The 25,244-nt window shown below is 60.3% G+C and carries 28 protein-coding genes, 1 tRNA gene and 2 pseudogenes; 18 read left to right on the top strand and 13 right to left on the bottom strand.

Annotated features, from left to right (window positions below; translation table 11 throughout):
• Positions 1 to 95 precede the first annotated feature (95 nt).
• Positions 96 to 689, bottom strand: coding sequence for a TetR/AcrR family transcriptional regulator (locus tag NKJ18_RS01750; protein ID WP_023807249.1), 594 nt, complete (start codon positions 687 to 689; stop codon positions 96 to 98).
• 204 nt (positions 690 to 893) lie between these two features.
• Here NKJ18_RS01750 and NKJ18_RS01745 point away from each other — a divergent pair, with 204 nt between their 5' ends.
• From NKJ18_RS01745 to NKJ18_RS01710, 8 genes are all read left to right on the top strand, one after another.
• Complete coding sequence (locus NKJ18_RS01745) at positions 894 to 1,706, top strand: class I SAM-dependent methyltransferase (protein WP_352757735.1); 813 nt, start codon at positions 894 to 896, stop codon at positions 1,704 to 1,706.
• Between the two features lie 154 nt (positions 1,707 to 1,860).
• Positions 1,861 to 2,388 carry a hypothetical protein gene (locus NKJ18_RS01740; protein WP_023685957.1) on the top strand — a complete coding sequence of 176 codons (528 nt, stop codon included), beginning with the start codon at positions 1,861 to 1,863 and terminating at the stop codon, positions 2,386 to 2,388.
• Positions 2,389 to 2,475: 87 nt separating this feature from the next.
• Positions 2,476 to 3,120 carry a DUF1007 family protein gene (locus NKJ18_RS01735; RefSeq protein WP_156935507.1) on the top strand — a complete coding sequence of 215 codons (645 nt, stop codon included), beginning with the start codon at positions 2,476 to 2,478 and terminating at the stop codon, positions 3,118 to 3,120.
• A gap of 20 nt (positions 3,121 to 3,140) precedes the next feature.
• Positions 3,141 to 3,857: a HoxN/HupN/NixA family nickel/cobalt transporter gene (locus NKJ18_RS01730; RefSeq protein WP_023669894.1), complete on the top strand. Its 717-nt coding sequence runs from the start codon at positions 3,141 to 3,143 to the stop codon at positions 3,855 to 3,857.
• Between the two features lie 481 nt (positions 3,858 to 4,338).
• On the top strand, positions 4,339 to 5,682 hold the full coding sequence (locus NKJ18_RS01725) for a hemolysin family protein (RefSeq protein WP_352757734.1): 1,344 nt from the start codon (positions 4,339 to 4,341) through the stop codon (positions 5,680 to 5,682).
• 651 nt (positions 5,683 to 6,333) lie between these two features.
• Entirely contained in the window at positions 6,334 to 6,477 is a 144-nt protein-coding gene (locus NKJ18_RS01720) for a hypothetical protein (RefSeq protein ID WP_352757733.1), read from the top strand.
• Positions 6,478 to 6,513: 36 nt separating this feature from the next.
• Positions 6,514 to 6,627, top strand: coding sequence for a YHYH domain-containing protein (locus tag NKJ18_RS01715; protein ID WP_023686251.1), 114 nt, complete (start codon positions 6,514 to 6,516; stop codon positions 6,625 to 6,627).
• A 116-nt stretch (positions 6,628 to 6,743) separates the two neighbouring features.
• Positions 6,744 to 6,995: a hypothetical protein gene (locus NKJ18_RS01710; protein ID WP_245263983.1), complete on the top strand. Its 252-nt coding sequence runs from the start codon at positions 6,744 to 6,746 to the stop codon at positions 6,993 to 6,995.
• Positions 6,996 to 7,277: 282 nt separating this feature from the next.
• Here NKJ18_RS01710 and NKJ18_RS01705 read toward each other — a convergent pair.
• Both NKJ18_RS01705 and NKJ18_RS01700 read right to left on the bottom strand, forming a co-directional pair.
• A pseudogene (locus NKJ18_RS01705) lies at positions 7,278 to 7,509 on the bottom strand (hypothetical protein).
• Positions 7,469 to 7,660 (bottom strand): hypothetical protein, encoded by a 192-nt coding sequence (locus tag NKJ18_RS01700; protein ID WP_155929562.1) that lies wholly within the window; start codon positions 7,658 to 7,660, stop codon positions 7,469 to 7,471. The pseudogene NKJ18_RS01705 and the gene NKJ18_RS01700 overlap by 41 nt, the downstream one beginning before the upstream one ends.
• 662 nt (positions 7,661 to 8,322) lie before the next feature.
• Between NKJ18_RS01700 and NKJ18_RS01695 the strand changes: the two genes are divergently transcribed.
• Positions 8,323 to 8,634 (top strand): DUF736 domain-containing protein, encoded by a 312-nt coding sequence (locus NKJ18_RS01695; RefSeq protein ID WP_023669902.1) that lies wholly within the window; start codon positions 8,323 to 8,325, stop codon positions 8,632 to 8,634.
• Between the two features lie 88 nt (positions 8,635 to 8,722).
• Here NKJ18_RS01695 and NKJ18_RS01690 read toward each other — a convergent pair.
• The 3 genes and pseudogenes from NKJ18_RS01690 to NKJ18_RS01680 form a co-directional block, all read right to left on the bottom strand.
• Positions 8,723 to 9,255, bottom strand: a pseudogene (locus tag NKJ18_RS01690) (Ros/MucR family transcriptional regulator).
• Positions 9,256 to 9,662: 407 nt separating this feature from the next.
• Complete coding sequence (locus NKJ18_RS01685) at positions 9,663 to 9,911, bottom strand: conjugal transfer protein TraD (RefSeq protein WP_023711092.1); 249 nt, start codon at positions 9,909 to 9,911, stop codon at positions 9,663 to 9,665.
• Position 9,912: 1 nt separating this feature from the next.
• On the bottom strand, positions 9,913 to 10,239 hold the full coding sequence (locus NKJ18_RS01680; RefSeq protein ID WP_352757874.1) for a conjugal transfer protein TraD: 327 nt from the start codon (positions 10,237 to 10,239) through the stop codon (positions 9,913 to 9,915).
• A gap of 172 nt (positions 10,240 to 10,411) precedes the next feature.
• Here NKJ18_RS01680 and traA point away from each other — a divergent pair, with 172 nt between their 5' ends.
• Together traA and NKJ18_RS01670 are read left to right on the top strand one after the other, a co-directional pair.
• The gene (traA, locus tag NKJ18_RS01675) at positions 10,412 to 13,459 is read left to right on the top strand and encodes a Ti-type conjugative transfer relaxase TraA (RefSeq protein WP_352757732.1); all 3,048 of its coding nucleotides are present in this window, start codon (positions 10,412 to 10,414) and stop codon (positions 13,457 to 13,459) included.
• 129 nt (positions 13,460 to 13,588) lie between these two features.
• Positions 13,589 to 13,804: a helix-turn-helix transcriptional regulator gene (locus NKJ18_RS01670; RefSeq protein ID WP_023711095.1), complete on the top strand. Its 216-nt coding sequence runs from the start codon at positions 13,589 to 13,591 to the stop codon at positions 13,802 to 13,804.
• A gap of 86 nt (positions 13,805 to 13,890) precedes the next feature.
• Here NKJ18_RS01670 and NKJ18_RS01665 read toward each other — a convergent pair whose 3' ends face one another.
• The gene (locus NKJ18_RS01665) at positions 13,891 to 14,133 is read right to left on the bottom strand and encodes a helix-turn-helix domain-containing protein (RefSeq protein WP_031199210.1); all 243 of its coding nucleotides are present in this window, start codon (positions 14,131 to 14,133) and stop codon (positions 13,891 to 13,893) included.
• 137 nt (positions 14,134 to 14,270) lie between these two features.
• On the opposite strand from NKJ18_RS01665, the gene NKJ18_RS01660 reads away from it, so the two are divergent.
• The 3 genes from NKJ18_RS01660 to NKJ18_RS01650 all read left to right on the top strand — a co-directional run bounded on the left by NKJ18_RS01660 (position 14,271) and on the right by NKJ18_RS01650 (position 17,522).
• A complete protein-coding gene (locus NKJ18_RS01660; RefSeq protein ID WP_023711096.1) occupies positions 14,271 to 14,951 on the top strand; it encodes a hypothetical protein in 681 nt (226 codons plus the stop codon).
• Between the two features lie 7 nt (positions 14,952 to 14,958).
• Positions 14,959 to 15,414: a helix-turn-helix domain-containing protein gene (locus NKJ18_RS01655; RefSeq protein ID WP_023711097.1), complete on the top strand. Its 456-nt coding sequence runs from the start codon at positions 14,959 to 14,961 to the stop codon at positions 15,412 to 15,414.
• Positions 15,415 to 15,893: 479 nt separating this feature from the next.
• Positions 15,894 to 17,522: a recombinase family protein gene (locus NKJ18_RS01650; protein ID WP_084561122.1), complete on the top strand. Its 1,629-nt coding sequence runs from the start codon at positions 15,894 to 15,896 to the stop codon at positions 17,520 to 17,522.
• Here NKJ18_RS01650 and NKJ18_RS01645 read toward each other — a convergent pair.
• A tRNA-Met gene (locus NKJ18_RS01645) sits at positions 17,479 to 17,555 on the bottom strand. The genes NKJ18_RS01650 and NKJ18_RS01645 overlap by 44 nt on opposite strands.
• 236 nt (positions 17,556 to 17,791) lie before the next feature.
• Here NKJ18_RS01645 and NKJ18_RS01640 point away from each other — a divergent pair.
• Positions 17,792 to 18,751, top strand: a complete 960-nt coding sequence (locus tag NKJ18_RS01640) for a Gfo/Idh/MocA family protein (protein WP_023699712.1) — start codon at positions 17,792 to 17,794, stop codon at positions 18,749 to 18,751.
• 65 nt (positions 18,752 to 18,816) lie between these two features.
• Here the strand turns inward: NKJ18_RS01640 and mnmA are convergent, their stop codons facing one another.
• On the bottom strand, positions 18,817 to 20,007 hold the full coding sequence (gene mnmA, locus NKJ18_RS01635) for a tRNA 2-thiouridine(34) synthase MnmA (protein WP_023683624.1): 1,191 nt from the start codon (positions 20,005 to 20,007) through the stop codon (positions 18,817 to 18,819).
• A gap of 257 nt (positions 20,008 to 20,264) precedes the next feature.
• On the opposite strand from mnmA, the gene sciP reads away from it, so the two are divergent.
• Positions 20,265 to 20,540, top strand: coding sequence for a CtrA inhibitor SciP (gene sciP / locus NKJ18_RS01630; protein ID WP_013529904.1), 276 nt, complete (start codon positions 20,265 to 20,267; stop codon positions 20,538 to 20,540).
• A 64-nt stretch (positions 20,541 to 20,604) separates the two neighbouring features.
• Here the strand turns inward: sciP and NKJ18_RS01625 are convergent, their stop codons facing one another.
• A complete protein-coding gene (locus tag NKJ18_RS01625) occupies positions 20,605 to 21,534 on the bottom strand; it encodes an NADP-dependent oxidoreductase (protein WP_352757731.1) in 930 nt (309 codons plus the stop codon).
• Between the two features lie 91 nt (positions 21,535 to 21,625).
• Between NKJ18_RS01625 and NKJ18_RS01620 the strand changes: the two genes are divergently transcribed.
• On the top strand, positions 21,626 to 22,027 hold the full coding sequence (locus tag NKJ18_RS01620) for a winged helix-turn-helix transcriptional regulator (protein ID WP_023699710.1): 402 nt from the start codon (positions 21,626 to 21,628) through the stop codon (positions 22,025 to 22,027).
• Between the two features lie 109 nt (positions 22,028 to 22,136).
• On the opposite strand, the gene NKJ18_RS01615 is transcribed toward NKJ18_RS01620, so the two are convergent.
• Positions 22,137 to 22,514 carry a flagellar export protein FliJ gene (locus NKJ18_RS01615; protein ID WP_023669945.1) on the bottom strand — a complete coding sequence of 126 codons (378 nt, stop codon included), beginning with the start codon at positions 22,512 to 22,514 and terminating at the stop codon, positions 22,137 to 22,139.
• Between the two features lie 449 nt (positions 22,515 to 22,963).
• Here NKJ18_RS01615 and ctrA point away from each other — a divergent pair, with 449 nt between their 5' ends.
• A complete protein-coding gene (gene ctrA / locus NKJ18_RS01610) occupies positions 22,964 to 23,659 on the top strand; it encodes a response regulator transcription factor CtrA (protein WP_006203583.1) in 696 nt (231 codons plus the stop codon).
• Between the two features lie 85 nt (positions 23,660 to 23,744).
• Here the strand turns inward: ctrA and NKJ18_RS01605 are convergent, their stop codons facing one another.
• Together NKJ18_RS01605 and chpT are read right to left on the bottom strand one after the other, a co-directional pair.
• Positions 23,745 to 24,113, bottom strand: coding sequence for a response regulator transcription factor (locus NKJ18_RS01605; protein ID WP_023669946.1), 369 nt, complete (start codon positions 24,111 to 24,113; stop codon positions 23,745 to 23,747).
• A gap of 244 nt (positions 24,114 to 24,357) precedes the next feature.
• Positions 24,358 to 24,987 (bottom strand): histidine phosphotransferase ChpT, encoded by a 630-nt coding sequence (gene chpT / locus NKJ18_RS01600; RefSeq protein ID WP_023669947.1) that lies wholly within the window; start codon positions 24,985 to 24,987, stop codon positions 24,358 to 24,360.
• Positions 24,988 to 25,244 lie beyond the last annotated feature (257 nt).

The raw sequence follows: 25,244 nt of genomic DNA, 5'->3' as shown, positions 1-25,244 counted from the left end.
TCTACGAAATCCTTTGCTCATGACGTTTCGCAAGATTCGGCCGCCCGAGGAACGTTAGCCTCAACCGGCGCGAGATCTGGATTTGGAAGGTCTTGCTAGGGTGACCGCCCCGGAAGAGCTGAACCCGCCATCCGCTGGAACAGGTCGTCGACCTGGGCCGGCGATAGGCTGGAGTCCTCGGCGATCCACCAGGCAAGCACCGAGAGAAAGGCTCCCGATATGAACTGGACGACGAATTCCAGCGGCACGCCCGCGTCGCCGATCCGCTTGCCAGACAGTTCGGTTCGCACTGCGCGCCGTATGCGTTCACGCAATTGATCGTGGATCGTGTCGCCGCTGCTCGCAAGTAGCGCTTTGTGAAGCGACCGGAACGCCCGCGCGTGCTCGAACATCGGCAGGCTGAATTCGAACAGGCGATTGCCTGTCTTTTCGTCTGCCGACACGCGCCTGCTCAGCGACAGCAGATGCGCCTCAAGGGCCGCGCTGCGCAATTCGTCCTTGCCGGCATAGTGCGTATAGAAGGTCGACCTGCCGACATCAGCTTTCTGGCAGATGTCTTCCACGGTGAGAGCCGCATAGCCGCACTCTGGGATCAGAGCAATCAGCGCGTCCTGCAGCATGGCGCGCGTGCGCGCGACACGACGGTCGATCGTACCCCTGTCGTCGGGCCGCTCGATTTTAATGGTCATTGCTCTTTCCACCGTGCGGTTTGGGACGTTCAGCGGTCCGTTGTCCAGCAACAGCGCTAATGGACAATCTGTCCAGTATGATACGCCGAGTCCAGAAGCTCAAGAATGCCTTGAGCACTCCGGAAACGGACGAGGAGGCAAAAGGAAATGCACCAATTTGGTCATCGGGCTGGAAACGGACAGCATTCGCGAAAGGGTGTTATTATGCTTGCTGTGCTCGTCAAACTGTCGCTGGTCGCCGGTTTTCTGCTAATGCTTCATTTCGGGGACGGCTATCTCAATGCCGGTGCTTGGACGGCTGCAGTCCACGGCCTCATCCTCGCTGCGGTCGCGGCATTCGCACTCTGGGGCGGCTTCCATCACATGCGGACTGCCGGCGCGCATGGCGCCGGCGAAAGGGGCATCGGCATCGTCCTGCATAGGGCGGTCGGCTATGACCTGCTTGCGCGCGTCCTGACTTGGGGCCGCGAGGACCGGTTCCGTGAATTCATGCTGCGTCTGGCAAGGCTCCAGCCCGGCGAGGCGATGCTCGATGTCGCCTGCGGTACGGGCACGCTTGCCATAGCCGCGAGACGGTTGGTCGGAGCGGTCGGACGCGTCACGGGCGTCGACGCATCGGTCCAAATGGTCGAGAGGGCGCGCGTCAAGGCTACGCGAGCCGGCGTTGATCTTACCTTCGTCCAGGCGACGGCCCAGGAACTTCCCTTCGAGGATGGCCAATTCGACATCGTGATCGGTACGCTCATGCTGCATCACCTGCCGAAACCCGACCGATCGACCTTCTTCCGTGAAGCGGAGCGGGTTCTGAAGCCGGGAGGCCGACTGCTGCTGATCGACTTCGGAAGGCCGCTGCACGAATCCAGATTGCCGAGGCTCCATCGGCACGGGCATATCGACATGAATGCGGTCGGAACTCTACTGGTCGAGACAGGCTTCAGGGTCGACGATACCGGCGCCGTCGGGACCATGAACCTCGATTATGTGCGCGCGACCACGGACAAGATCCTGCCTGCCTGAGCGCCGCATGCCGCGGCGACCGGACCGGGCGCGCCGCCGCCAGGAAGACGCGCGGGCCGGTAGTCGCGGGCCGCGCTGCATTGCGTGCGTAGCCGCCGCGGCGCTATCTTGCCGATTGGCTATCCCGGCCTGCTTCGATACGCGAGTCTACCGAATGCCCAAGACCTACTTGTCCTTGACGCTTGCGGCCGCATGGTTGGCATCACCGCTTGCGCATGCCGATGGCGTCGACCGGGCGCTGGATGCCTTCCACGCGACATGCCTGGCGCACGGCCCCGACTTCGAGCGAACCGCGACATTGGCAAAGACGCGCGGATGGACGCCGCTCGTCGACGGCGCGGCACTTGCTCCTGTGGATGCCATGAAGGCGTTCCGCGGATGGCAGGTCACCGGCGACGACCTTCCGGCCGGAACGATGGTCGCGGTGACCAGGGCGACCATGGACGGCAGGTCCGTCCAGACCTGCTCGCTCAAGCTTTTCGATGTCGACCGCGCCGAGTTTGAAAAACGGTTCTTCCACCGCACCGACGCCGAAAAAATCGGCGAGGAGAGGAAGGGCAGGCAGGTTTCCCGGCTGTTCATACTGATCGCGGGCAATCGCAAGCAGCTCGTGCATTTGACGTCGCCAGCCGTTCGGGGCACAGCGAACGCCATCATAGCAAGTTCGATCGTCGATGATTGAAAAGGCTTCGCGGGCCGCGTCCCAATTTAGCCTGCTTGCGCTGCCAGATCACTCGGTTGGCGCGCAATGACGAGAAAGCGAGCGCAAATGCGACTGACCAGCACGATTTTTGGCATGGCGCTCCTGCTCGCCTCCACCGTCGCGGTCGGCGCTCATCCTCATGTCTTCGCGGAAGCCCGTTTGGACCTAACGGTTGGCGCTGACAAGTCGGTCAAGTCGCTCAAGCATCTCTGGCGGTTCGACGAGCTCTTCTCCTCGACGGTGCTGATGGAGTTCGACAAGAATTCCGACCTTACTCTCGACGCCGAAGAACTCGACGCCGCCGCCCTCACCATCCATGCCTCACTGGAAGAATACAATTATTTCCAAATGGTCACTGTGGAAGGCAAGGACGTGGCGATGACGCCGCCGGCGAGGCTGGTCACTAGCTACGAGAACAATCAACTCATCATCCAATTCGAGACGCAGCCGAAAGACACGTTGGCGCTCGCCGGCAAGGTGAGCATCGGCGTCTACGATCCGACCTTCTACACCGCGATCGATTTCACCGATGACGATAAGATCGCCGTGGCTGGCCTACCGAAAGATTGCACGAGGGCCGTCGTCCGCCCCGATCCGAATACCGCAATCGCACAGAATCAGACGAAATTGACGGATGCCTTCTTCAGCGATCCGACCGGAACCGATCTCGGCAAGATATTCGCGACACGCCTTGAATTGACGTGCAGTTGAAGCGGCGGAACGGATAGAACGTGTTTTTCCAAACCCTGGTCGAGTTTCAACGCACGATATACTTGGCGCTCGCCGAACAGATCAAATTGCTGTCAGCCGGGGGCGACTGGCTGGCGTTCACTGCCTTCCTGCCGATGGGTGTCCTGTTCGGAGCTGCGCATGCTTTGACACCCGGACACAGCAAAGCCGTGCTGGCTACCTATTTGGCCGGATCGGATGCCAGCATCCGTCGCGGCCTACTGGTGTCGCTGACACTCTCCTTCACCCATGTCACGATTGCCGTTGTGATTGCAGCCCTCTCGTTGCCATTGGTCTCGATTGCGCTGGGCAGCGTCGGCCGGGCGCCGCTTTTGGAGGATGTCAGTCGTGGCCTGCTCGGGTTAATTGGTCTGTGGATGCTTTGGCGGGCGCTCAGCCACGGTCATCACCATCAGCATGAAGGCGAGGTTGTGGGCGTCATGGCCGGCCTGATCCCATGTCCATTGACGCTCTTCGCGATGACCTTCGCGATCTCAAGAGGTGTTCCGGTCGCGGGCATACTCTTTGCAATCACCATGATGGCCGGCGTGGCACTGACGTTGTCTTGCGTGGCAGTTCTGTCGATCCTGTTTCGGGAACGGCTGGTGCATTTCTTCGACCGTCGGCCGCGCCTGTTCGATGTGATATCGCGAACTATCGAAGGTACCGCCGGCCTTATTCTTACTGGCGTGGCTGTCTGGCAAATCTCGTCGAAATGAGAAAGTTTGACCGACCGCCAAGGCCACAGCGATTCTCATAGGGATCACATTGCAATTAACGACGTCGTGCCATTAAGTGCCGGCACGCGCGGTTCGGGTTTGGGTTTAGAACATTGAGCGACCGTCAGAAGATCATTTGGATGATAGCGCTGGCGATCCTCGCTGGCATCGGGGTGATATTGCTAAATCACTGGATCAAAGGCGATCTCTACGCGGCGGGTCCATTGACTTCGACTACCCAGATGCCACATTTAGTTCGGCCGGCATGACCGGTTCTTTTTCTATCCGATTTCTGGCCCGCCGGTTCGCGCCGGCGGATTTTTTGCGGGGGTAGGATACTCAGCGCGGATTTGGCTATCTTGCCCCTGATTGTCAGAGGCGGAGCTGCGGTGATCGCTCCGCAATGATGGCCAACGGCGGTTCCACGACGGCGGCATACGCGCTTGAGAGATGAGAGTGGCTGTTTCATAAAGAGGATATCATGCCTGCGGACGATGGTAGTCTACGCGACATTCTTGGAATTCTGTTGGTTCTCCTACTCGTAGGCGCCAACGGTTTCTTTGTCGCCGCCGAATTTGCGCTGGTCGCGGTTAGACGAAGCCGCGTCGACGAATTGGCTACAGCTGGACGCTCGAACGCCAGCCTCCTTCAACGGGCTTTGGTGAATCTCGATGCGAACCTTGCAGCAACTCAGCTCGGCATCACCATCTCATCGCTGGCGCTCGGTTGGGTCGGCGAGCCTGCACTCGCTCATCTGATCGAGCCACTCCTCTTGGGAGTGATGGGGTCGCTGGCCACGGCAGCTTCGCACACCATTGCCGTCGCAATCGCCTTCATCATCATAACCGCGCTACACATTGTCCTGGGTGAACTAGCGCCGAAAAGTCTGGCGCTCCAGCGCAGCGAGAGCACGGCACTTCGGGTCGTCCGCCCTCTCGGTCTGTTCCTGTTCCTGCTCAGGCCGGCGATTCTTGTTCTCAACGGTCTCGGCAATCTGGTGCTGCGTCTGTGCGGTCTGCGTCCGGGCACAGGCGAGGAGTCCTTGCATTCGCCCGAAGAGCTGAAGCTGCTCGTGGCGGCAAGCCAGGAGGCAGGGCTCCTTCATCAGACGCAACAGGAACTGGTCGAGCGTGTCTTCAACATCGGCGATCGGCGCATTGCCGACATCATGACACCGCGACGCGATATCGACTGGATCGATACCGACGACATCCCTGACGAGATTCTGCGCACCATCCGGCAATGTCGCCATGAGCAGCTTCTGGTCGGCCGTGGGGGGATAGTCGAACCGCTTGGCATGATTCTGAAGAAGGACCTTCTCGACCAGGTGCTCGACGGCAAAACGCTTGACCCGATGGCGGTCATCCGAGAACCTTTGATCGTTCACGAGGCAACGCCGATTTTCCGTGTACTCGATCAGTTCAAGCGGACGCCGGTGCGTCTGGCGATCGTCATCGACGAATATGGCGCTCTGGAGGGGATCGTCACCCAGACCGATCTGCTCGAAGCCATCGCAGGGGACCTTCCTGACCTGGACAATGAGGACCCTGATGTCATCGAGCGCGATGACGGGTCCTTGCTCATCGACGGAATGATGCTGGCGCACGATGCGTTCGCTCGCCTAGGATTCCGATCGGGGTCTGCCGAAGGGGATTTTCACACGATCGCTGGGTTCGCCTTGTCCAGCCTTGGGCACTTGCCGGAAGCCGGTGAGCACTTTGACTACGAGGGCTGGCGCTTCGAGATCCTCGATATGGATGGAAGGCGGATCGACAAGCTGCTCGCTCGCCGTGAGCCGCCTACATCCAAGCCGGCAACCAGTTGAGACTGACCGCGCGACAGGCCGGTAAGCCGGCCGGCCTTTTGCGCGCGAATATTCCCACTTTTCGAACCCACGCTCCCACAGTAGTCCCTATCCACAAACGACCGTCAGTTCGCCCAGGACGCGTATCCGCTGGAGTCACAGTGACTGGTGAGCGTCTTCGCGTCGCGCTATGTGATCAATGGAACCGACAGTTGAGGGTCTAAATGGACGCCAAGAGCGCCGTCTGGCTGATTATTGGGGTCCTGGTGGTGCTAGTGGTGGCCTTTCTCACCGCAATGGCATTCGGGCTGCTATGAGTCAGCCAGGCTGATCGACACTCGCCACAGGCCGTTGTGGCGCCGTGGCGGTGGCACCCCCATTACCACAGCGACTGCGCGACGGAGGGACATGTCGGTTGCGTGTCGACGAGCGACCACAGATGCGGCATGCGGCAATTTTTTGCGGCGAAGAATGATTTTTGAATCGTGTACAGAAGTCATGGCCAAGACCAATCCGAAATCCCCTGATTTTCCGCCGCCGCGCCGTTGACCCGCTTTGAGAAAGCCGAGTTCGCGAAGCTTTGCGATCCGAAAGGCCGTCGCAAATCAACTTGCGCCGACAGATGCCTCGCTGGTCTGTGATCTGGTAGCGGCGAGGTCGCGCTGATTCGCCATGCGAGCCCTGTTCAAGCGCGCTGTGGCCGATTGCAGCGACTCCGAATTTCTTTCGACGAAACGACATCTGCTGTCGATCACCAGCGGCATTGACCGGACGACGGCGGCCCCGCAAATGATGGCCGCGCAATTGGGCGTCTAAGCCCGTCGCTCGCCATGGGAGGGCTTCCTTGCCGCCATGGCGGCTTTGACCATGTTCGCATTTTCGATGGATACCTTCGCACACGGCGGCGGCACCGATGCCAATGGATGCCATACCAACCACAAGACTGGCGAGTATCACTGCCACTGATATCAGGACCAAATTGCGTCATTTGGGTTCGTGCGAGTAGGCATATTCGCGGCGCCTAGATAGCAGCCTTGCTCACCATGGGGGGGGCGCAGATGAGAATTCGAAGGCTGTTCCACTTGGGCACATTGATGCTTGCGGCGGCATCAGCCACGCCATGTCATGCGCAGGGGACTTTCGGAGGAAATGACTGCACCGAAGATTGTTCCGGGCATAAAGCTGGCTACGACTGGGCTGAGCAAAATCAGATTTCCAACGACAGCGACTGCAGCTCAAACAGCCAACCATTTAATGAGGGCTGCCAAACCTTCGTCGAAGACTCGTCTCGCGGTTCGAACGAAGACGATGAAGGCGAAGAGATAGACGACTGAGATACAGCGCTGATTCGGATAAGGATCCAGCCGGCGGCTTCCCGTCGTGTAGGCGCGGTCGCTTTTGGTGTGGCATCTTTCATCGGCTGCGCTCATGCCGAAGACGCGTGCGCCCCAAACTACGCGGGAGCCTGCGTTCCAATCGCCAGCGACGTCGATTGCTCCTCCGGAAAGGGCAATGGTCCGCCTATGTACGCGGCCCGGTCACTGTTGTCGGCAGGGATATCTATGATCTGGACCGCGACGGCGATGGGATCGGCTGCGAAAACGGCTAGAGCCACGCTACGGCTTGGACGGCCCTGTCCCGTTCCACTGGATGAACGCCACTTCCTTCCCGGTGACTTCCCGCACGGCTTTCAACAGCACCTCATGCAGGACGCGCGTCTGCCGGTAAGTGGTCGCTATCGGGCGATATAAACGGCTTGATGATACTTAAGTGCAGTGCCTCCGCTGCCGTCACAAAGCGCTCAATTTCAGCCTGTGATAATTGCTGCGAACCTTTCGACCTGGCCATGTCCCACCCTCGAAATCTCTGTGTGCCAGACGACCTTGCCGTCGATCTTCATCGGCTTGTGGATCATCAAGCGCTTCGGCAGATGCTCGGGATGCACCTCCAAACCAATGGTCGAACCGGGAATTTCCACCACTCTTATCGGGAAAGTCACGCAGCGCATCACCTCGGCGTCAGACGCCCGGCGTGAATCCGACCTTCCAGCAATGCCTCACCGCGCGTCGGCGTGACCGCAGCGGGAACATTCGGCCATGCGGTGGAGGATCAGGTGTGACGCATCTATAGGAAATCGTCGGCATCTGTCGGCTTAGAAGTGCTGCCCTCAGCAATCAATTGGTCGCCTTCGGAGCCGCCCCGAACGCGATGACGATTCAGCCCAAAGATTAGGGAAATCGGACGTCCCTTCTTCACCGGTTAGGAGTAGGACCAACACCGCCCTGGCGCGTGAGGAAGGTCTGTGACCGAAATTCAGAAGCGCAGGGCGCAAGCTACAATGGCCCTGACTGGATCTTAGCCAATGTGGCGTTCCTTCCGGGTATTCTTTCCAGGCCACGCCCAAGGCGTCCTCGAATGGATTGGGTCTGACCGAAGACCGTCTTCGTTTCACTCCGTCTCGATCGTCTTCTCGCAACGTCGGCGCTGCGTTTTCTTCCCCTGTCCGCTGCGCGTCCATTCCTCACGGTCCAAGAAAGCCTCGCGTCGCCGTCTTCCACTTCGTTTCAGCCCCTTCGGGATGCAGACCGATCGTTTCCGGTCTCACGTCCACCATCGAGGCCGCCTTGGGCGCGGCCCGAGAAAACACAAAGGAACATCACCATGGCTACGATCGGCACTTTCTCCCGCACCGCGAACGGCTTCTCCGGCTCGGTCAAGACCCTCAATCTCAACGTCAAGACGGTAACGTTCGCTCCGACGGATGGCGAAAATGAAAAGGGCCCCGACTTCCGCATCTTCGCTGGCGCCACCGAGTTCGGGGCGGCATGGAAGAAGACCTCGCGCGAGGGACGCGACTACCACTCGGTCAAGCTCGACGATCCCAGCTTCCCCGCTCCGATCTATGCGAGCCTGGTCGAGACCGACACCGAGGGTGAGTTCTCGCTCATCTGGTCACGCCGCGCCGCAGAGTGACCCGACAAAACACGAAGCCCCGCCGCAAGGCGGGGCTTTGCCATGTTCAGGTCCTATACAATTTGGCACGTCCGCTAGGTGCAGCGCGTTACGCTTTGGCCGGCGCCTTGCGGACCTTCTTCAGCGGCGACTTCATGGCCGCCGCAGTCGTCGCCGCTGCCGCCGCACGAGTAGCCCGTTTTGGTTTTTCCGCCGCGGCAGACGTGGGCGTCGCCGCCTTGCGCCCGAGCCCTATTGATTTCGCCAGCCGACCGGGTAGCCGCGTAGTTCGGCGCCACCATCGGATAGTCGGACGGCAGGTTCCATTTCTGCCGGTATTCGTCGGGGGTCAGGTTGAAGTGCTGAAGGTGCCGCTTGAGCGATTTGAATTTCCTTCCGTCTTCCAGACAGATGATGAAGTCAGGTGTCACCGATTTCTTGATCGAAACTGCCGGGTCCTGTTTTACCACAGGTTCTACCGCCGGCGTGCCGATGCCATTCATTCAGGGCGGCATGAATGTCGCCGATGAGTTTCGGCAACTCGCCAACCGGTACTGGATTGTTCGATACATAGGCGGCGACAATGTCAGCCGTTATCGACACGGTATCCAGTTTGTTGCCTTGCTCGAGAGCAGCGGTCATATAATTTCCCTTTTTGTATCGGCTGGGATGCCTTTGCCGAAGCGAGGAGCTTCCCTGGCTTTTCCGCCCGTTCCAGCTGTGCAAAGCCGTGCCGCTGGCTCTCGCCCTGGCTATAGAGTTTGTATCAATGCGCAGTGTGCATGATCGAATCTGGAGGGCGTGGGAGGTTTCGAGGGCACGATCTGGATTTTGAAGTTCGCTCATAGGGCAGCGCCCGCTTTGACGAGCGTCGCCAACGCGAGCCTTGCGCTCTATATCACCAGGATCAAGGCTCGCGAGAGAAGATTGTCGGCGGTCGCGAGGAGATCGCGAAAGCTTCCTGCGCAAGCGCTTGACTGCGGCGCTGGCACACCGGCGGAAGTTTGCTGTTCCGACTTCGGACTGGCCGCTGCTCGCGCCAACTGTGGCTATGTTCGCCAGTCCATCTGCTCTTCACGCCGTTCACCATCGAATGCCTGCTTTCCCTTCGCGGCCAAAAGCTCCCGCGCATGCTTACCGTCATGGCCCTGCAGCTTCGCGGCGATCCAGAGCATCGCGCCGTAGATGATTGCGCGATCGTCATTGGTGAGCTCGACAATGCCTGCCTTGACGACGAGACCGCCAAGCTCGATCAGCTGTCGGGTGCGTTTGCGACGCTCCACCTGCCATGTTCTCATGTCATTGCGAGCCTGTGCCGCCTGCCGGCGATTGCGCGCTGCCCGGTTGCGCTGGAGCGCCGCGAGGGTTGCGCTGAGATGCCGAAGCAGTTCGCCGGGACCTGCTCTCGAAAAACATCACCCCACGCTTGGCCCATGCCTCACGCTTTGCCGTGTCTTTCGTCTCGGCGATGGCTACCAGTGCGCCGGCCAGTTCGTCGGTGCTGAGCTGATCGGCGCCTGTGGCGATCACCAGCTCGCCAAGTTGCTGAATCTTTCGCATTTTGAGCTCTCGCGCTTTTTCGTCGAGCGCCTTCAGTTCGGCGTCGAAGTCTCGTGGTTTGCGCATGGCTGTCTCCATTGATTGTCGATCTCTGGATGATAGGCGACAGCTTGCCGGAAGGCTTCAGCGTTGCCGAGACAGCCCGGGACGGGCTGGTCCATCCCGAGATTTTTTCGAGGGAGGGCGCGCTTATACGTCGTGCCGACGTGCGCTTTGACGTGCAAATGATCTGGTCGCGATGGCGATCTATCATCTTCATGTCAAGGTCATTGGCCGCAAGGCAGGCTCAAGCGCTGTGGCGTCCGCTGCCTACCGCTCGGCTTCGCGGCTGCGCGACGAGCGGATTGAACGAAGCCACGATTTCTCCGCCAAGCGCGGTGTTGTTCATTCCGAGGTGATGCTGCCAGAGCATGCACCGGAGGCCTGGCGCGACCGCGAACGGCTTTGGAACGATGTCGAGGCGTTCGAGGTGAGGAAGGATGCGCAACTTGCCCGCGAGGTCGAGTTTGCGCTCCCGCGTGAACTCAGCCAGGCGCAAGGCATCGAGTTGGCGCGTGACTTTGTACAAGTCGAGTTTGTCAGCAAGGGCATGGTCGCCGATCTTAACGTGCATTGGGACAGGGCGGAGGATGGCAGTCCCAAGCCACATGCTCATGTCATGCTCACCATGCGGTCCGTGGAGGAGAATGGTTTTGGTGCCAAGGTTCGAGACTGGAATGCTACCCAGCTGGTCGAGCGCTGGCGCGAGCGGTGGGCGGAGCTGGCCAATGAACGCCTGGCCGAACTCGACATCGACGCCCGCATCGATCATCGCAGTCTGGAAGCGCAGGGCATTGCCCTGGAGCCGCAGACCCAGATTGGTGCACCGGCGCAACGCATCGAGGGCAGCGGCCTTGCTGCTGGCGACATTGAAGCAGATCGCGCCGAACTGCATCGCGAGATCGCGCGCAACAATGGTGCGCGCATCATTGCCGATCCATCGTTGGCGCTCGACGCCATCACCCATCAGCAATCGACCTTCACCCGAAAAGAAATTGCGAAGTTTGCGCATCGCCACAGCGATGGAGTAGAGCAGTTCAACGCGGTGGTGGCAGCCATCAGCAACGCACCCGATCTGATCGAGCTCGGCAAAGACAGGCGCGGCGAAGACCGTTTCACAACCCGGCAGATGATCGAGACCGAACAGCGCCTTCACCGCGCTGCGGAACGCATGGATTTGGACGAGCGTCATGCGGTGAGTGACGCACATCGCGAGGCAGCACTGGCGCGGGCTGCGCAACGCGGGCTTATCCTTTCAGACGAGCAGAGCGATGCGCTTGCACATATCACCGATGGTCGCGGTCTTGGTGTCGTTGTCGGTTTTGCCGGAACGGGCAAGAGCGCCATGCTGGGGGTTGCCCGCCAGGCATGGGCAGCGGCGGGCTACGAGGTTCGAGGCGCGGCACTCTCCGGCATTGCCGCCGAGAATCTGGAAGGCGGATCAGGCATCTCATCACGCACCATCGCCAGTATGGAGCATAGCTGGGGACAGGGCCGCGATCTGCTCACAGCTCGCGATGTCCTGGTGATTGATGAGGCCGGCATGGTCGGCACGCGCCAGTTGGAGCGCGTGCTTTCCCATGCCGCCGACGTTGGCGCAAAAGTTGTCTTCGTCGGCGATCCGCAGCAGTTGCAAGCAATCGAAGCCGGCGCTGCATTCCGCGCCATCCATGAGCGTCATGGCGGCGTCGAAATCGGCCAGGTGCGCCGGCAGCGCGAGGACTGGCAGCGTGACGCTACGCGCGATCTGGCAACCGGCAGGATCGGCGCCGCGATCGGCGCCTACGACGTGCAAGGGATGGTGCATCAGGCTGCAACGCGCAATGAGGCGCGAGGTGAACTCGTCGAGCGCTGGGATCGCGACAGGCAGGCGCATCCAGAGGCAAGCCGGATCATCCTCACCCACACAAACGACGAGGTGCGCGCCCTGAACCAGGCAGCGCGCGAGCGCATGCGCGCTGCCGGCGATCTCGGCGACGAGGTTCAGGTGGATGTCGAACGCGGCCCAAGAGCCTTCACCAGCGGCGACCGGGTCATGTTCCTGCGCAACGAGCGCGGGCTTGGGGTCAAGAACGGCACGCTTGGCATTGTAGAGGAAGTCAGCACACAGAGCATGACCGTGCGCACCGATGACGACAGGTCGGTTCGCTTCGACCTGAAAGATTATTCCCACATCGACCACGGTTATGCCGCAACCATTCACAAGGCGCAGGGCATGACGGTTGACCGGACCCATGTGCTCGCTACACCGGGCATGGATGCGCATGGCAGCTACGTCGCACTGTCGCGGCATCGAGACGGAATGGACCTGCACTACGGCAGCGATGACTTTACGACCCGCGAACGCCTCGTCCGGACGCTGTCACGGGACCGCGCCAAGGACATGGCGTTGGATTACGGGCAGGTCGACCCGGCACAACACTATGCCGAGCGGCGCGGCATCACATTCCGCGAGCGCGTGATCGAGATCGTGCGCCGGATCGTCCCGGAGAAGCTGCGCGACAGGATAGGCGGACTGCTCGACGGGTTGCGCTCGCCTGCAGACGCCGTGCCCATGCAGGAACGTGGACCTGGGCCGGGAAGGGAGAGTGTAGAGGTACGGATCGGAGATGCGGACCCGACGCCCGGCAGAGAAAATCTCGCCACCGGAGTGCCACGCGGCGCGAATGTGCCGGTGGACGCGGAAGCGGCGTTGCGCAGCGCTCGTACGAAGGCGCTTGTTCGTCACGCGCGCGCTATCGACGCGATATCGCACAACGGAGATGCGGATGGGCTGGGCAGTCCCGAGCAGATGCGCGAGTTGAGGGATGCCCGTAGGGCCTTCGAGAAGGTGCGGCCCTTTGGCTGGCGCGATGCCGAAGCGGCTTATGTGAAAAATCCCGAACTTGTCCACGAGGCGGGGGCTGGCCGCGTCCGCCGCATCGTGCTTGCTCTCCAGCTTGAGACGGAAATCCGCACCGGGATGGACATCGATCCAGGCCGCCGCGCCGACCGTTTCGTCGAACGCTGGCAAAAGCTCGATCGGACGGGACGGGAGCAATATCAGGCCGGCGACATGTCCGGCTACAAGTCAACGCGTTCGGCCATGTCCGATATGGCCAAGAGCCTTGAACGCGATCCGCAGCTTGAATCCATGCTTGCCAATCATAAGAAGGCGCTTGGCATCGAGGTCGAATCCGGCCGGCGTCTGGGTGTGGAACTGGCATTCAGCCATGGCATCGGAAAGGGGCGGGGCCTTGGGCTCTGACACCCCTCCGATTTGCCGCCGTTTTCACGCTACAGGCGGATGAAGCGAAAAATCGGATTGCCTCCGGCATGGGTTCGTCCTGTCTGTCCCAACAGAAATCAGCAACAACCATTCAGGTGGACGCAAGCTATGTCCGAGCCGGATCGTATCGTTCGTCTCAAAACAGTCCTCGCCAGGACCGGCCTGTCCCGCTCGACAATCTATCGCAAGATCGCCGACGGCACGTTCCCGGCTCAACTGAGGATCAGCACCAATGGCGCCGGGTGGCATGAATCCGAGATCAACCGCTGGGTTGAGGATCCCATTCGATGGGGGTCGAAGGCTGAGGTGAAGAGGTTCGATTGAACGGGTAGGTGCAACAACTTGGGGGCTTCCTTGCCGGTTCTGCAAAATTGTCAATTTGCACTAGCGCGGTCACACGCTCCCATCGCTCAACCTGTTACTTCCGATAGCTTCTTGATGGCTGACGGAGCGCTAAAACCGAGAATCTCGGCGAGGTTTATAAACTCCACGACATCAACACGTCTCTGTCCGCTTTCTAGTCGAGCTACGAACGATTGGTATTGGCCGAGCCTGGTTGCCAACTCAAATTGCGTAAGGCCTGCCGCTTCACGGTTTTTGATCAGCAGCGCGATCAAAGCTTTGTGCCGATTCGTACCGAGTGTATCGACCACTTATCACCTCATCTGAACTCAGATGGGGGCTTCCTTTATATCTGATTTTCAGTTATCTTAAATTCAGATATTTAGCTGAGGCCGCCAAAGCGTTTGGCTGTATCACCAACCATGCAAAGCTGTTTGGAGCTCGGATCATGGATGATTCCGACGATAGCATAAATTTGTTTTTCATCACCCGGCGGCGCTTGCTGACGGGAACGGCCACGGGCGCGGCGGCATGGCCCTTCCAGGCAAAATCGCTGGCTGGCGAACTGACGGACGGCAGCGCGGCCGATCCTGCTCTTCGTCTGTGTGGGAGCTGGCAAAGAATCCATGATGAGACACTGGCGCTGTGCCGCGAACAGCGGCGGTTGGAGACACACCTCGCCAGGATAGTTGGCTTTCCCTGCGCCAAGGTGCGGCTTGCCGATGGTACGGACGTGACGCTCCATTCCATCCAGAGCCTGAACGATGCCCACTCTCCTGAAAATGAAGTCGAATGGGGCAGGGCGCTTGCGGATTTCGTGGCACACCAGGCGCGCTGGGACGCTGCTGATGCTGAGATCGGCTATTCGAGAACAGACGAACTGATCCGGCAATCGGAAACAGTCGAAGGGGCACTTCTGGATGATCTACCGCAGACAGCGGCCACGTCCATCGAAGGCATTTTGGCCAAGCTCAAGGTCATCCTGCGTGACGGTGAGCACTGGGAACATCCAGACGATTTTCCCTGGCCGCACATCCGATCGGTACTGCATGACCTCATCCGTCTTCACCGTTTAGACGCTGCGACGAACCCAAGCTCAGAAAAGCAGCAAAACTCACAGAGCAGGTGAAGCCTTGATGAAAATCTTGGATCGTTTTCAAAGCGGTGTGGCACCTAACGGTGAGGTCGGTCCCCATCCGGCCGACCGTCACGTCGGCAGGCAGATCGCGACTCTGCGAGTCCAGTCGGACGTCTCGCAGGCGCAACTGGCCCGTGCGATCCGCATCAGCTTTCAACAGCTCCAGAAATACGAAAGCGCGCGCAACCGCGTCAGCGCTTCCACGCTCTACGAAATCGCCCGCTCGCTGGATGTTCCTGTCAGCCGCTTCTTCGATGGTCTGCCGGGCAATGGCGAGGCAACCGCTCCGCTCCTGCCCGTAGACGAACGCCTGGGCTTCATCGCCAGCGCGGAAGGCAGACGCTTGATCGAAAGGCTGATGCGACTCCCCCCGCGTGTGCGCAACCGCGTGTCGTCTCTGCTCTTTGAATTGGGAAAGGGAATCGATCCTGTGCAATGCCCAGACGAGTATTAGAAACGAGGTTGAGGAGGTCGTGAGGGCCCGCGCCACTTGTTGCCTACAACCTCGGAAAGACGGCGGTGGGTGTAGTCAGGCGATCCCGCCAGACATGCCTGAGAGCTTCTCCAGAGCCGCCCGGAACAGCTTACGGCTTGAGGTTGGGACTTGCGGATTTCCGAAAAGCACGCCTTGCTATCCAATTCTGCGACTAATCAATTTGATGGCTTTTCTCATCTCCTGCATGCGCGCATCTGGGAGACATGGACCAAGATCATGATCTCGGCAGGATTGAACCAAGCCGCGCATTCTGCGGACTGTTATTTTCAGCAGAAGCCCAGCCGATCCGTAGCGAGCGCTACTCGCAATGGTTGTGAGGTACCAAAAAAGGGCCTTGTTCCGAGCGCCTGACAGAGCGATTCTGCGCCTTGCAAAAGCACTTGCGCGCCAAGCGGCTCGCGAAGACCACGAGCGTGAACAGGCCGAGAAAACTTATCATGACTCGAACCGCGATCTACGCACGCTTCTCAACCGACCTCCAAAATGAGCGATCAATCGACGATCAACTCGCTTTGTGCCGAGCATATGCAGAACGTGAGGGGTTGAACGTTGTCGCAACGTTTGACGACCGAGCACGCTCCGGTGGCTCCGTCCTGGGCCGTGACGGATTACTTCAGCTCATGGACAAAGCGCGTGAGCACGAATTCGACGTGCTCGTCGTAGAGGCACTTGATCGGCTCTCGCGCGACATGGAAGACCTTGCGGGCATTCACAAACGCCTTTCATTTCTCGGCATCGAAATTCGTGCCGTTCACGAAGGCGTGGTGAACACGGTCTTGGTCGGCCTGCGCGGTCTCGTTGGCCAGCTATACCGAGAGGACATCGCTCACAAAGTCCGCAGGGGCCAAGCCGGCCGAGTCAACAAAGGGCTTCACGCCGGCGGTCTGACCTATGGCTATTCGTACGTGCTAGGCGATCCCGGGAAGCGGATGATCGCAGAGGATGAAGCGGAAATCGTGCGTCGTGTCTTTCGAGAGTATGTCGCAGGGCAAACCCCGCGCGATATCGCTCACGATCTAAACACAGACCGCATACCGCCGCCTCGCGGTCGTGCCTGGAATGCCTCCACCATCAATGGAAATGTGCAGAGAGGGACGGGGCTGCTTCACAATGAGCTTTATGCTGGCCGCCTGATCTGGAACAGGGTCAGAATGATCAAGGATCCTGACACGGGGAAACGTGTCTCGCGCCCAAATCCCAAGGGTGACTGGCGAGTAGTCGCAGTGCCCGACCTCGCTATTGTTCGGTCCGACCTGTTCGACGCAGCACAAGCACGCAAGAAGGCGCGTGCAACCACTCATCCAAGCCACCAGCGCCGACCACGGCACATGTTGACGGGGCTCCTGAGGTGTGGTGCCTGTGGTGCGGGAATGTCGTCGAAAGGCGTGGACAAGTCCAAGCGCATTCGCATCCGCTGTTCCGCCGCGACTGAAAGCGGAACATGCGCCGCTCCCAAGACCTTCTATTTGGATACGATCGAAGCTGCAGTTCTGAACGGCCTTTCCGCCGAGTTGCGCCATCCCGAAGTGATTGCCCAGTACGTCCAGACCTACCACGAAGAACGGAAGCGCTTGGCAGCCGACACCGATGCCAGGCGCAGCCGTTTGGAGCGACGGCTTGAAGAACTAACTCGGGAGATCGAGCGCCTGGTCAACGCCATTGCCAAGGGCTATGGCGACCCAGCCGTGCTGGGACCGCAATCAACAACGCTGAATGAAGAGCGTAAGGGCATTCTAGCCGAGTTGGATCGGGTGCCCGCCGCTACGGCAGTGATCGCGCTGCACCCTGCGGTGCTCGCTCGCTACGAGGAACAACTAAACCAACTTCGGACCGGGCTTGCTAAGGGCATTGCTTTTGGCGATTCCGAATGTGCAGAGGCAATGCGCGACTTGGTCGAAACCGTCACGGTGTTTCGAGATCCATCGAGGATCGGCGGCGTCGAAGTCGAAATCGCTGGGCGGTTAACGGCACTCTTGGGCGAGGGTGCCTTCCCCCACGGCGTCAAAGGAGCGGGGGGAATGGTGGTAGCGGGAGAGGGACTTGAACCCCCGACCCCAGGATTATGATTCCCGTGCTCTAACCAACTGAGCTACCCCGCCAGGGCGGCGAAAGGCCCGAAATCCGCCTTAAATCGAAAGGCATTTCGAGGCGTTCGCCAAGGTCGCGCGGATATAAGGTTGGGAGGGCGAGCCTGTCAAGCATCGATGCGCGAGGGGCGCCGGCATATTGTCGCCGGTAAAAGCTTTGCCGGGCTGGCATCTCCGGTAAGCCACCGGGGTTGAGTTCGACGGGGCACGCCGCTATGTCTCGGCCAAGAAATTAGAGTTTGAAGCTGATGAAGCCGCGCATTGCAGTCCTCGGTTGCGGATACTGGGGCAGCAACCACATCCGCACCCTCAAGGCGCTCGGCGCGCTGCATGCGGTTTCCGATGCCAATCGGGCGCGGGCCGAAGGCTTTGCCAGCGAGCAGGACTGCCTGGCGATCGAGCCCGACCAGCTGTTCGTGCGTGATGATATCGACGCCATCGTCATGGCGCTGCCGCCGCAGTTCCATGCCGATCTTGCCGTGCGCGCCGCTGAGGCCGGCAAGGACGTGCTGGTGGAAAAGCCGATTGCGTTGACCGTGCCCGACGCCGAGCGCGCCGTGCAGGCGGCCAGGGACAATGGCCGCGTGTTCATGGTCGGCCATGTCTTGCGCTTCCATCCCGCCTTCGAGACGCTGAAGGCGCTGATCGACAATGGCGAGCTCGGCGAGGTCCGCTACATCCACTCGCACCGGCTCGGCCTCGGCAAATTCCACACCGAGAACGACGCACTTTGGGATCTGGCGCCGCACGATCTGTCGATGATCCTGGCCATCACCGGCACCGAGCCGATCGACGTCAGGGGCGAGGGGGCCGCACTCCTCGACAATCTCAGCGATTTCGCGCATCTGCACATGCGTTTTCCCAATGGCTTGCGCAGCCATCTCTTCACCTCGCGGCTCAATCCCTATCGCGAGCGGCGGCTGACCGTGGTCGGCACCAAGGCAATGGCGGTGTTCGACGATGTCGAGCCATGGGAGCGCAAGCTGGCCGTCTACCGCCACGCGGTGTGGCAGGACAGCGGCCAGTGGGCCTTCACCACCAACGAGCCGTCCTATGTCGCGGTCGGCCAGGGCATGCCGCTGACGCGCGAGCTCGAGCACTTCATCCAGTGTATCGAGACGCGGGCCGAGCCGCGCACCAGCGGCGAGGAAGCCATCAGGGTGCTCCGCATCCTGACGGCGGGTACAGTCACGCACACAAAGTCCTGAGACCGTTTCGAAACTCTGCCCTTAAGGCAGATCGAAACTAAAACTGTCTCCGAGAGGGGTAGTGTTTACTCTGCGGGAATCTGCGCCGGCCTGGCTGCGAGCCGGCTGAGCATGGCTTCGGCCTCGGCGCCGCGCTCGGAGCGCTCGATGAAGCCGCCGCCGAAGACGCGGGCTTCGTTGCCGTCGTCGGAATAGAGCACGCAGGCCTGTCCGGGCGCGATGCCGGACTCGCCGTCGACCAGTTCGACAAAGGTGCTGCCGGCGCGGTGATGCAGCACGGCCGGGCGCGGCGGCCGCGTCGAGCGGACCTTGGCGAACAGCTCCATGCCGGCGGCCGGAATGTCGGACAGCGCGCGATCGCCCAGCCAGTTCATGTTGCGCAGATAGATCTTGTGGGTCTCCAGCGCCTCGCGCGGGCCGACGATGACACGGGCCCGGTCGGCGTCGAGATGGACGACGTAAAGCGGCTCGCCCGAGGCGATGCCGATGCCGCGGCGCTGGCCGATCGTATAGCGCAGGATGCCGTCATGGCGACCGAGCACGCGGCCGTCGATATGGACGATGTCGCCTGGGTTGGCGGCAGCTGGCTTCAGCTTGGCGATGATGTCGGAATATTTGCCCTGCGGCACGAAGCAGATGTCCTGACTGTCCTGCTTGGCGGCAACCGTCAGCCCCATTTCTTCGGCGATGGCCCGCACCGCAGGCTTGGACAGCCCACCCAGCGGAAAGCGCAGATAGTCGATCTGCGCCTGCGTGGTGGCAAACAGGAAATAGCTCTGGTCGCGGTCGGCATCGACGGGCCGGAACAGCGCGCGGTGGGCGCCATTGGCCCCGGAGCGGATATAGTGGCCGGTGGCGAGCGCATCGGCGCCAAGGTCCTTGGCGGTGGCCAAAAGGTCGGCGAACTTCACCGTCTGATTGCAAGAGACGCACGGAATGGGCGTTTCGCCGGCGACGTAGCTTTCGGCAAACGGGTCGATGACCGCCTTACGGAAGCGCTCCTCATAGTCGAGCACGTAATGCGGAATGCCCAGTGTCTCGGAAACGCGGCGGGCATCGTCAATGTCCTGGCCGGCGCAGCACGACCCGGCCCGGTGCGTTGCGGCGCCATGGTCGTAGAGCTGCAGCGTGACGCCGACGACATCATAGCCTTCGCGCTTCAAAAGGCCGGCAACGACAGACGAATCCACACCGCCCGACATGGCGACGACGATGCGGGTGTTTTGCGGGCTGGCGGGAAGGTCGAGGCTGTTCATGGTTCTTTCGTTCTGCGCGGCGCTTCAATGGCAGTGGCGCGAATATAGGTCAACCACACCAGCGGCGCCAGCTTTGCGGCGGTGCCGATTTTGCGGGAAAATTGCGCGCCTGCCCGCCGTTGCCTCAAATGCCGACGAAAAGACTAACGCGGCGTTCATGATCCTTACCTACTCATTAGGGTTCGCTTAGGCAATTTTTAAAGCTGTGGCGGTAATGTGGTGGGGATTGGGTCTTTGAGTTTTTAGTAGAGAGTACGATGACCGATCTTGTTAGACCGCGAGTCAAATATGTTATTGGGCCTGACGGCAGCCCTCTTACGATTGCCGATCTTCCGCCGACGAATACACGTCGCTGGGTTATCCGGCGCAAGGCGGAAGTGGTTGCTGCGGTGCGCGGCGGGCTTTTGAGCCTCGACGAGGCATGCCAGCGCTACAAGCTGACCACCGAGGAATTCCTGTCCTGGCAAGCGTCGATCGACGAATACGGCCTTGCCGGGCTGCGCACGACGCGCATCCAGCAATACCGGCACTAGAGCCAGGACCACAACAGAAAAGGGCGCGGTAACCGCGCCCTTTTGCCTGTCGGTAATGCCTGCTTCAGACCGTCAGCACCACCTTGCCGATCGGCCTAGTGGCGAGAAAAGCGTGCGCGGCGCCCGCCTGTTCGAGCGGAAACGCCTTTGCCACATGGACCGCAAGCTTTCCCGCATCGACCAGTTTGCCAAGTTCGACGAGGCCTTCACGGTCGGGCACGACGGACATGCGCTCGACGCGGATCCCACGCGCAGCAGCCTTGGCTCGGGTGGTGTCGTGGATATTGAGCAGCGACACCAGGGCGCCACCGTCCTTCAGGACTGTCAGCGATTGGTCGGCATGGTCGCCGCCCATCGGCTCCAGCACCAAGTCGACGTCGCTGACCTCGGCGGTGAAATCTCGCTTGGTGTAGTCGACCACTTCATCGGCGCCGAGCGAGCGGACGAAATCGAGTTTCTTCGGGCTGGCGGTGGCGATGACATAAGCGCCGTCCGCCTTGGCGATCTGCACCGCCAGATGCCCGACGCCGCCGGCCGCAGCATGGATCAACACGCGCTGGCCGCGCTTCAGGCCGCCATGGCGGACAAGGCCTTGCCAGGCGGTCAGACCGGCCAGCGGCAGCGCGCCGGCATGATTGTGGTCAATGCCTTGCGGCTTCGGTGCGATTTCATCGGCCGGGGCCACAGCGAGCTCCGCATAGGCCGCGGCCTGCTTGGGAAAACGCGGCATGCCGAACACGGCGTCACCGACCCTGAGGCCGCCATCGACGCCTGGGCCTACCGCCTCGACCGTACCTGAAATATCCCAGCCCAAAGTGAAGGGCGGTTCGCCCAGCAATGGATAGTAGCCGGCGCGCACCGAGCCATCGACCGGATTGATGCCGGCAGCATGCACGCGCACGAGCACTTCGCCGGACTTGGGCGAGGGCGCGGGGCGATCGGCGATGACGAGGACGTCGGGTCCGCCGACTGAATTCTGGACAACGGCACGCATGGGAGGCTCCTGCTGGGGTTTCTGTGCCACTATCATTTGGATAGTAATATTCCCTTGTCCAGTATGTACCTTTTCCATATATAGGCATCTCATGGATAGTGATAATGATTGCGGCTCCGGCTATGACGCCTTCCAGCGGACGTGTCCTTCGCACGCCGTGCTCGAGATGCTGGCCAGCAAATGGGTCTATCTGACGGTTTGTGCGCTGCGCCGTGGCCAGATGCGCAACGGCGAACTGGCGCGTAAGCTCGAAGGCATCACGCCTAAAATGCTGACGCAGACGCTGCGCGTCCTCGAGCGCGACGGGCTTGTGCGGCGCGAAATCTTTCCGGTGATCCCGCCGCGGGTCGAATATGAATTGACCGAACTTGGCCAGAACCTGGCGGGGCTGCTCACCCAGATACGCTCCTGGTCGGAAGAGCATGTGCCTGACATCAAGCAAGCGCGGGCGAGGGCGGCGGCGAACCTGGAAAGGGATTTGGCACGGGCCTGAAGCTGCGGCCGCCTTACGGGCCGGATCAGCAGCGCCGGAGCCTTTTGGCGCGCTACACGCAAAGCAAAGCGCGGCGTCAGGCGGCGCCGGTCGGGTTAAAACCCTGCCGTCAGCCGATCATGGCGCTGCGACCGCCGAGTTCCGCGTCGCGGATCTTGGTGTCGCGCGATTCCAGCATCTCGGCCTTGGAAAGCTCCGCTTCAGCTTCGCCGAGTAATGATTCGGCAGCACTTCGCTGCTGGGCGAGGTCGCTTTGAGAGTTTCTGAGGTTATCACGGCGCAGACGCGCCGCCTTGGCGAAGGTCGGATAGGCAAAATGATTGATGTCGGTGATGCCGGCCTTCTTCTCCTCGGCGGTGATCTGAAGCTCCAGTTCAACGGCCATGCGCTCGAACTCGGCGATCATCATGTCGAGCTGCAGCAGCTGCCGCCGCTTCTCATTCACCTGAAATTGCTTCAGCCGAACGAGGTTTTCACGTGACTTCATGATTCGGTACTCCCGGAAACGCACACCTGCACATATCGTCCAATCCGCCCGCCAGGGCCTGGCGTCGCCCGTATCCACCGGCATTCCCCGAACTATGGGAAACAAATCCCTAAAGTTTTTTGCCGGCGGTAACCATTCGTTTACGCGCATTGTTAATCATAAGGGCGAGGACTTAAGGCCGGGTAAAAATTCCGGCTCCCGATACGGAAGCCGGCCAGCGAGTCCCTTGAGTCACTTAGTCCGACTTATTAATGTGTTGCATTAGCGATTTGGTTCTGTGATTCATCATTAGATTCAAGAGGGTGTAGAAAGGGGTTAAAAAATCTGGTACCGTCCTTGGTGCGGAATTAGGTTTTGTTAACCATTCGATGGCAGCCTCTGTTCAGGCAATCACTGCTCCGGTCCCGGATGGGTCGTGACATGGTCCGGCGGCAGAAAAGGGGAATGAAATGCGCGTTCTGCTGATAGAAGACGACAGTGCAACCGCTCAGAGCATCGAGCTGATGCTCAAATCTGAAAGTTTTAATGTTTACACGACCGACCTCGGCGAAGAAGGTGTCGATCTCGGTAAACTTTATGATTACGATATCATTCTTCTCGACCTCAACCTTCCCGATATGTCCGGCTACGAAGTCTTGCGGACACTTCGCCTGTCCAAGGTGAAGACGCCGATCCTGATCCTGTCCGGCATGGCCGGTATAGAGGACAAGGTGCGCGGCCTGGGCTTCGGCGCCGACGACTATATGACCAAGCCGTTCCACAAGGACGAACTGGTCGCCCGCATTCATGCCATCGTGCGCCGTTCCAAGGGCCATGCCCAGTCGGTCATCACCACCGGCGACCTGGTGGTCAATCTCGACGCCAAGACCGTCGAAGTCGGCGGCCAGCGCGTGCATCTGACCGGCAAGGAATACCAGATGCTGGAGTTGCTCTCGCTGCGCAAGGGCACCACGCTGACCAAGGAAATGTTCCTCAACCACCTTTATGGCGGCATGGACGAACCGGAACTGAAGATCATCGACGTCTTCATTTGCAAGCTGCGCAAGAAGCTCGACGCAGCATCCGGTGGGCAGAACTACATCGAGACGGTCTGGGGTCGCGGCTATGTGCTGCGCGAGCCGGAAGACATCCGCGTCAGCGCCTGAGCGAACACCATCCGATTGAATTTAATGAGAAAACCCGGCTCAGGCCGGGTTTTTTGCTGTCCTTCTTGGCCGAGGACGTGCCGAGTCAGGCGGCAACCTTCAAGGTACGAAAACGTTCGAGCAGTTGCGGCCGGTTGAACGGCTTCAACAGATAACCCTGGGCGCCGGCGCGCTTTGCCTTCATGATCGAGGCAACATCGACCTCGACCAGTGAGATCAGAATCTGCGGTTTGATCGTGCTCTCCATGGCGCGAACCTGGCGAATGACGTCGACCGCTTGCATGTCCGGCAGGGCGCCGTCGACGACAATCACATCAGGCATCTCGGCAGCGCACATCTCGACAGCATCAAGTCCAGTTGCCGCTTCGATCACCACCATGTCGGAGCCGCCAAGAATCCGTTTTGCAACCTTTCTGATGACGCTCGAATCGTCGACAAACATGCAGCGCTTCATTTCCGGGTCCTCTTTGCCATGGTGCGAACCGGCGGCATCCGGGTATCGGGATGCACACTAGGCCAATCTGGTAAAGAAGCAGAAAAGCCGTTAGGTAAAGTTTTTACAAACATGTCGTTTGCAGCCCCATTCGGCAGGGGCGTTGCCGGCAATGAAACTTGCTTGTTCTGAATTGCCGCAAATATCAGCGGGAAAAGATACTTGATTGTTCTTGATGCTCGGACGTCCTGCCGAGCGGCTTCGCTCAGGCCGCGGACAGCACGATCTCTTCGGCGGTCGCGTGAATCGAGATCGTCATGTTGGCCTCACGCGCCAGCAGCAGCGTGTAGTAGGGCTGGACGGTATGGGCGTCGATAGGCTCCTCGGGCTTGTTGCCGGAATGGAGCTCGAGGAATTTCGGCGGCACGCGCAGCATCGGGCCGCTTGCGGCAAGCGCAAAGCGCGGCTCGGTGTCGAGGTTTTCCAGCGTGACCACCAATCTGCCACCGCGCGGGATGGCAGCATTGGCGACGAGCAGCAAATTGAGCAGCAGCTTGACCTTGTTCTTGGGCAGCAGGGCGCGAACCCCGTTCCAGATCAATTCCGGCTTCTCGTTCTTCAGGAAGGCGATGGCGACGGACTCGGCATCGCCGGTGTCGATCATCATGCCCGCCGAACCGGCGGCGCCGAAGGCGATGCGGGCGAATTGCAGGCGGGCCGAAGCGTTTCTGGCGCTCTGCCGGATCAGTTTCATGGCGTCTTCGTCGGCGCCGCCCTCGTCCAGGAGTTCAAGGCCGTTGTTGATGGCGCCGACCGGCGAAATGATGTCGTGGCAGACTCGGCTGCACAACAACGCTGCGAGATCGGGTGCGGAGAGAGAGAAAAGCTCAGCCATCGGCGAAAAATCCCTGCTAAAATTCACATCCTGGTGGCCGCGCGGCCGACAGCCACGCTCACCACCCGAATCACGCTCTCTCCCCCCCAGGCATTCTGAATACACAGCGCCCGAGCGTGCAGCAACAATCCACAATTCTTGTGAGAAAAACGGCATCTTTGCACAGGATCGGAGCCCGCGCAGACCGTCAGAAACAGCCTTCGAACCGCCATGTTCATGTGGGAGGTTAATGGTTGAAAAAGGATTACGGCATAGTT

Origin of the sequence: Mesorhizobium sp. M0217 (genome assembly GCF_040321955.1) — a bacterium.
GTDB lineage: Bacteria > Pseudomonadota > Alphaproteobacteria > Rhizobiales > Rhizobiaceae > Mesorhizobium.
The sequence above is the reverse complement of the archived record's forward strand: the minus strand, read 5'-3'. Positions and strand labels throughout refer to the sequence as shown.

Coding starts and splice junctions, on each gene's coding strand:
- NKJ18_RS01685 (WP_023711092.1), bottom strand. CDS start 9,911: ATGAGAACATGGCAGGTGGAGCGTCGCAAACGCACCCGACAGCTGATC.
- NKJ18_RS01720 (WP_352757733.1), top strand. CDS start 6,334: ATGCGAGCCCTGTTCAAGCGCGCTGTGGCCGATTGCAGCGACTCCGAA.
- NKJ18_RS01695 (WP_023669902.1), top strand. CDS start 8,323: ATGGCTACGATCGGCACTTTCTCCCGCACCGCGAACGGCTTCTCCGGC.
- NKJ18_RS01660 (WP_023711096.1), top strand. CDS start 14,271: ATGGATGATTCCGACGATAGCATAAATTTGTTTTTCATCACCCGGCGG.
- NKJ18_RS01615 (WP_023669945.1), bottom strand. CDS start 22,514: ATGAAGTCACGTGAAAACCTCGTTCGGCTGAAGCAATTTCAGGTGAAT.
- NKJ18_RS01625 (WP_352757731.1), bottom strand. CDS start 21,534: ATGCGTGCCGTTGTCCAGAATTCAGTCGGCGGACCCGACGTCCTCGTC.
- sciP (WP_013529904.1), top strand. CDS start 20,265: ATGACCGATCTTGTTAGACCGCGAGTCAAATATGTTATTGGGCCTGAC.
- NKJ18_RS01605 (WP_023669946.1), bottom strand. CDS start 24,113: ATGAAGCGCTGCATGTTTGTCGACGATTCGAGCGTCATCAGAAAGGTT.
- ctrA (WP_006203583.1), top strand. CDS start 22,964: ATGCGCGTTCTGCTGATAGAAGACGACAGTGCAACCGCTCAGAGCATC.
- NKJ18_RS01745 (WP_352757735.1), top strand. CDS start 894: ATGCTTGCTGTGCTCGTCAAACTGTCGCTGGTCGCCGGTTTTCTGCTA.
- NKJ18_RS01725 (WP_352757734.1), top strand. CDS start 4,339: ATGCCTGCGGACGATGGTAGTCTACGCGACATTCTTGGAATTCTGTTG.
- NKJ18_RS01740 (WP_023685957.1), top strand. CDS start 1,861: ATGCCCAAGACCTACTTGTCCTTGACGCTTGCGGCCGCATGGTTGGCA.
- NKJ18_RS01670 (WP_023711095.1), top strand. CDS start 13,589: ATGTCCGAGCCGGATCGTATCGTTCGTCTCAAAACAGTCCTCGCCAGG.
- NKJ18_RS01655 (WP_023711097.1), top strand. CDS start 14,959: ATGAAAATCTTGGATCGTTTTCAAAGCGGTGTGGCACCTAACGGTGAG.
- NKJ18_RS01680 (WP_352757874.1), bottom strand. CDS start 10,239: ATGCGCAAACCACGAGACTTCGACGCCGAACTGAAGGCGCTCGACGAA.
- NKJ18_RS01735 (WP_156935507.1), top strand. CDS start 2,476: ATGCGACTGACCAGCACGATTTTTGGCATGGCGCTCCTGCTCGCCTCC.
- NKJ18_RS01640 (WP_023699712.1), top strand. CDS start 17,792: ATGAAGCCGCGCATTGCAGTCCTCGGTTGCGGATACTGGGGCAGCAAC.
- NKJ18_RS01715 (WP_023686251.1), top strand. CDS start 6,514: ATGGCGGCTTTGACCATGTTCGCATTTTCGATGGATACCTTCGCACAC.
- mnmA (WP_023683624.1), bottom strand. CDS start 20,007: ATGAACAGCCTCGACCTTCCCGCCAGCCCGCAAAACACCCGCATCGTC.
- chpT (WP_023669947.1), bottom strand. CDS start 24,987: ATGGCTGAGCTTTTCTCTCTCTCCGCACCCGATCTCGCAGCGTTGTTG.
- NKJ18_RS01620 (WP_023699710.1), top strand. CDS start 21,626: ATGGATAGTGATAATGATTGCGGCTCCGGCTATGACGCCTTCCAGCGG.
- NKJ18_RS01750 (WP_023807249.1), bottom strand. CDS start 689: ATGACCATTAAAATCGAGCGGCCCGACGACAGGGGTACGATCGACCGT.
- traA (WP_352757732.1), top strand. CDS start 10,412: ATGGCGATCTATCATCTTCATGTCAAGGTCATTGGCCGCAAGGCAGGC.
- NKJ18_RS01650 (WP_084561122.1), top strand. CDS start 15,894: ATGACTCGAACCGCGATCTACGCACGCTTCTCAACCGACCTCCAAAAT.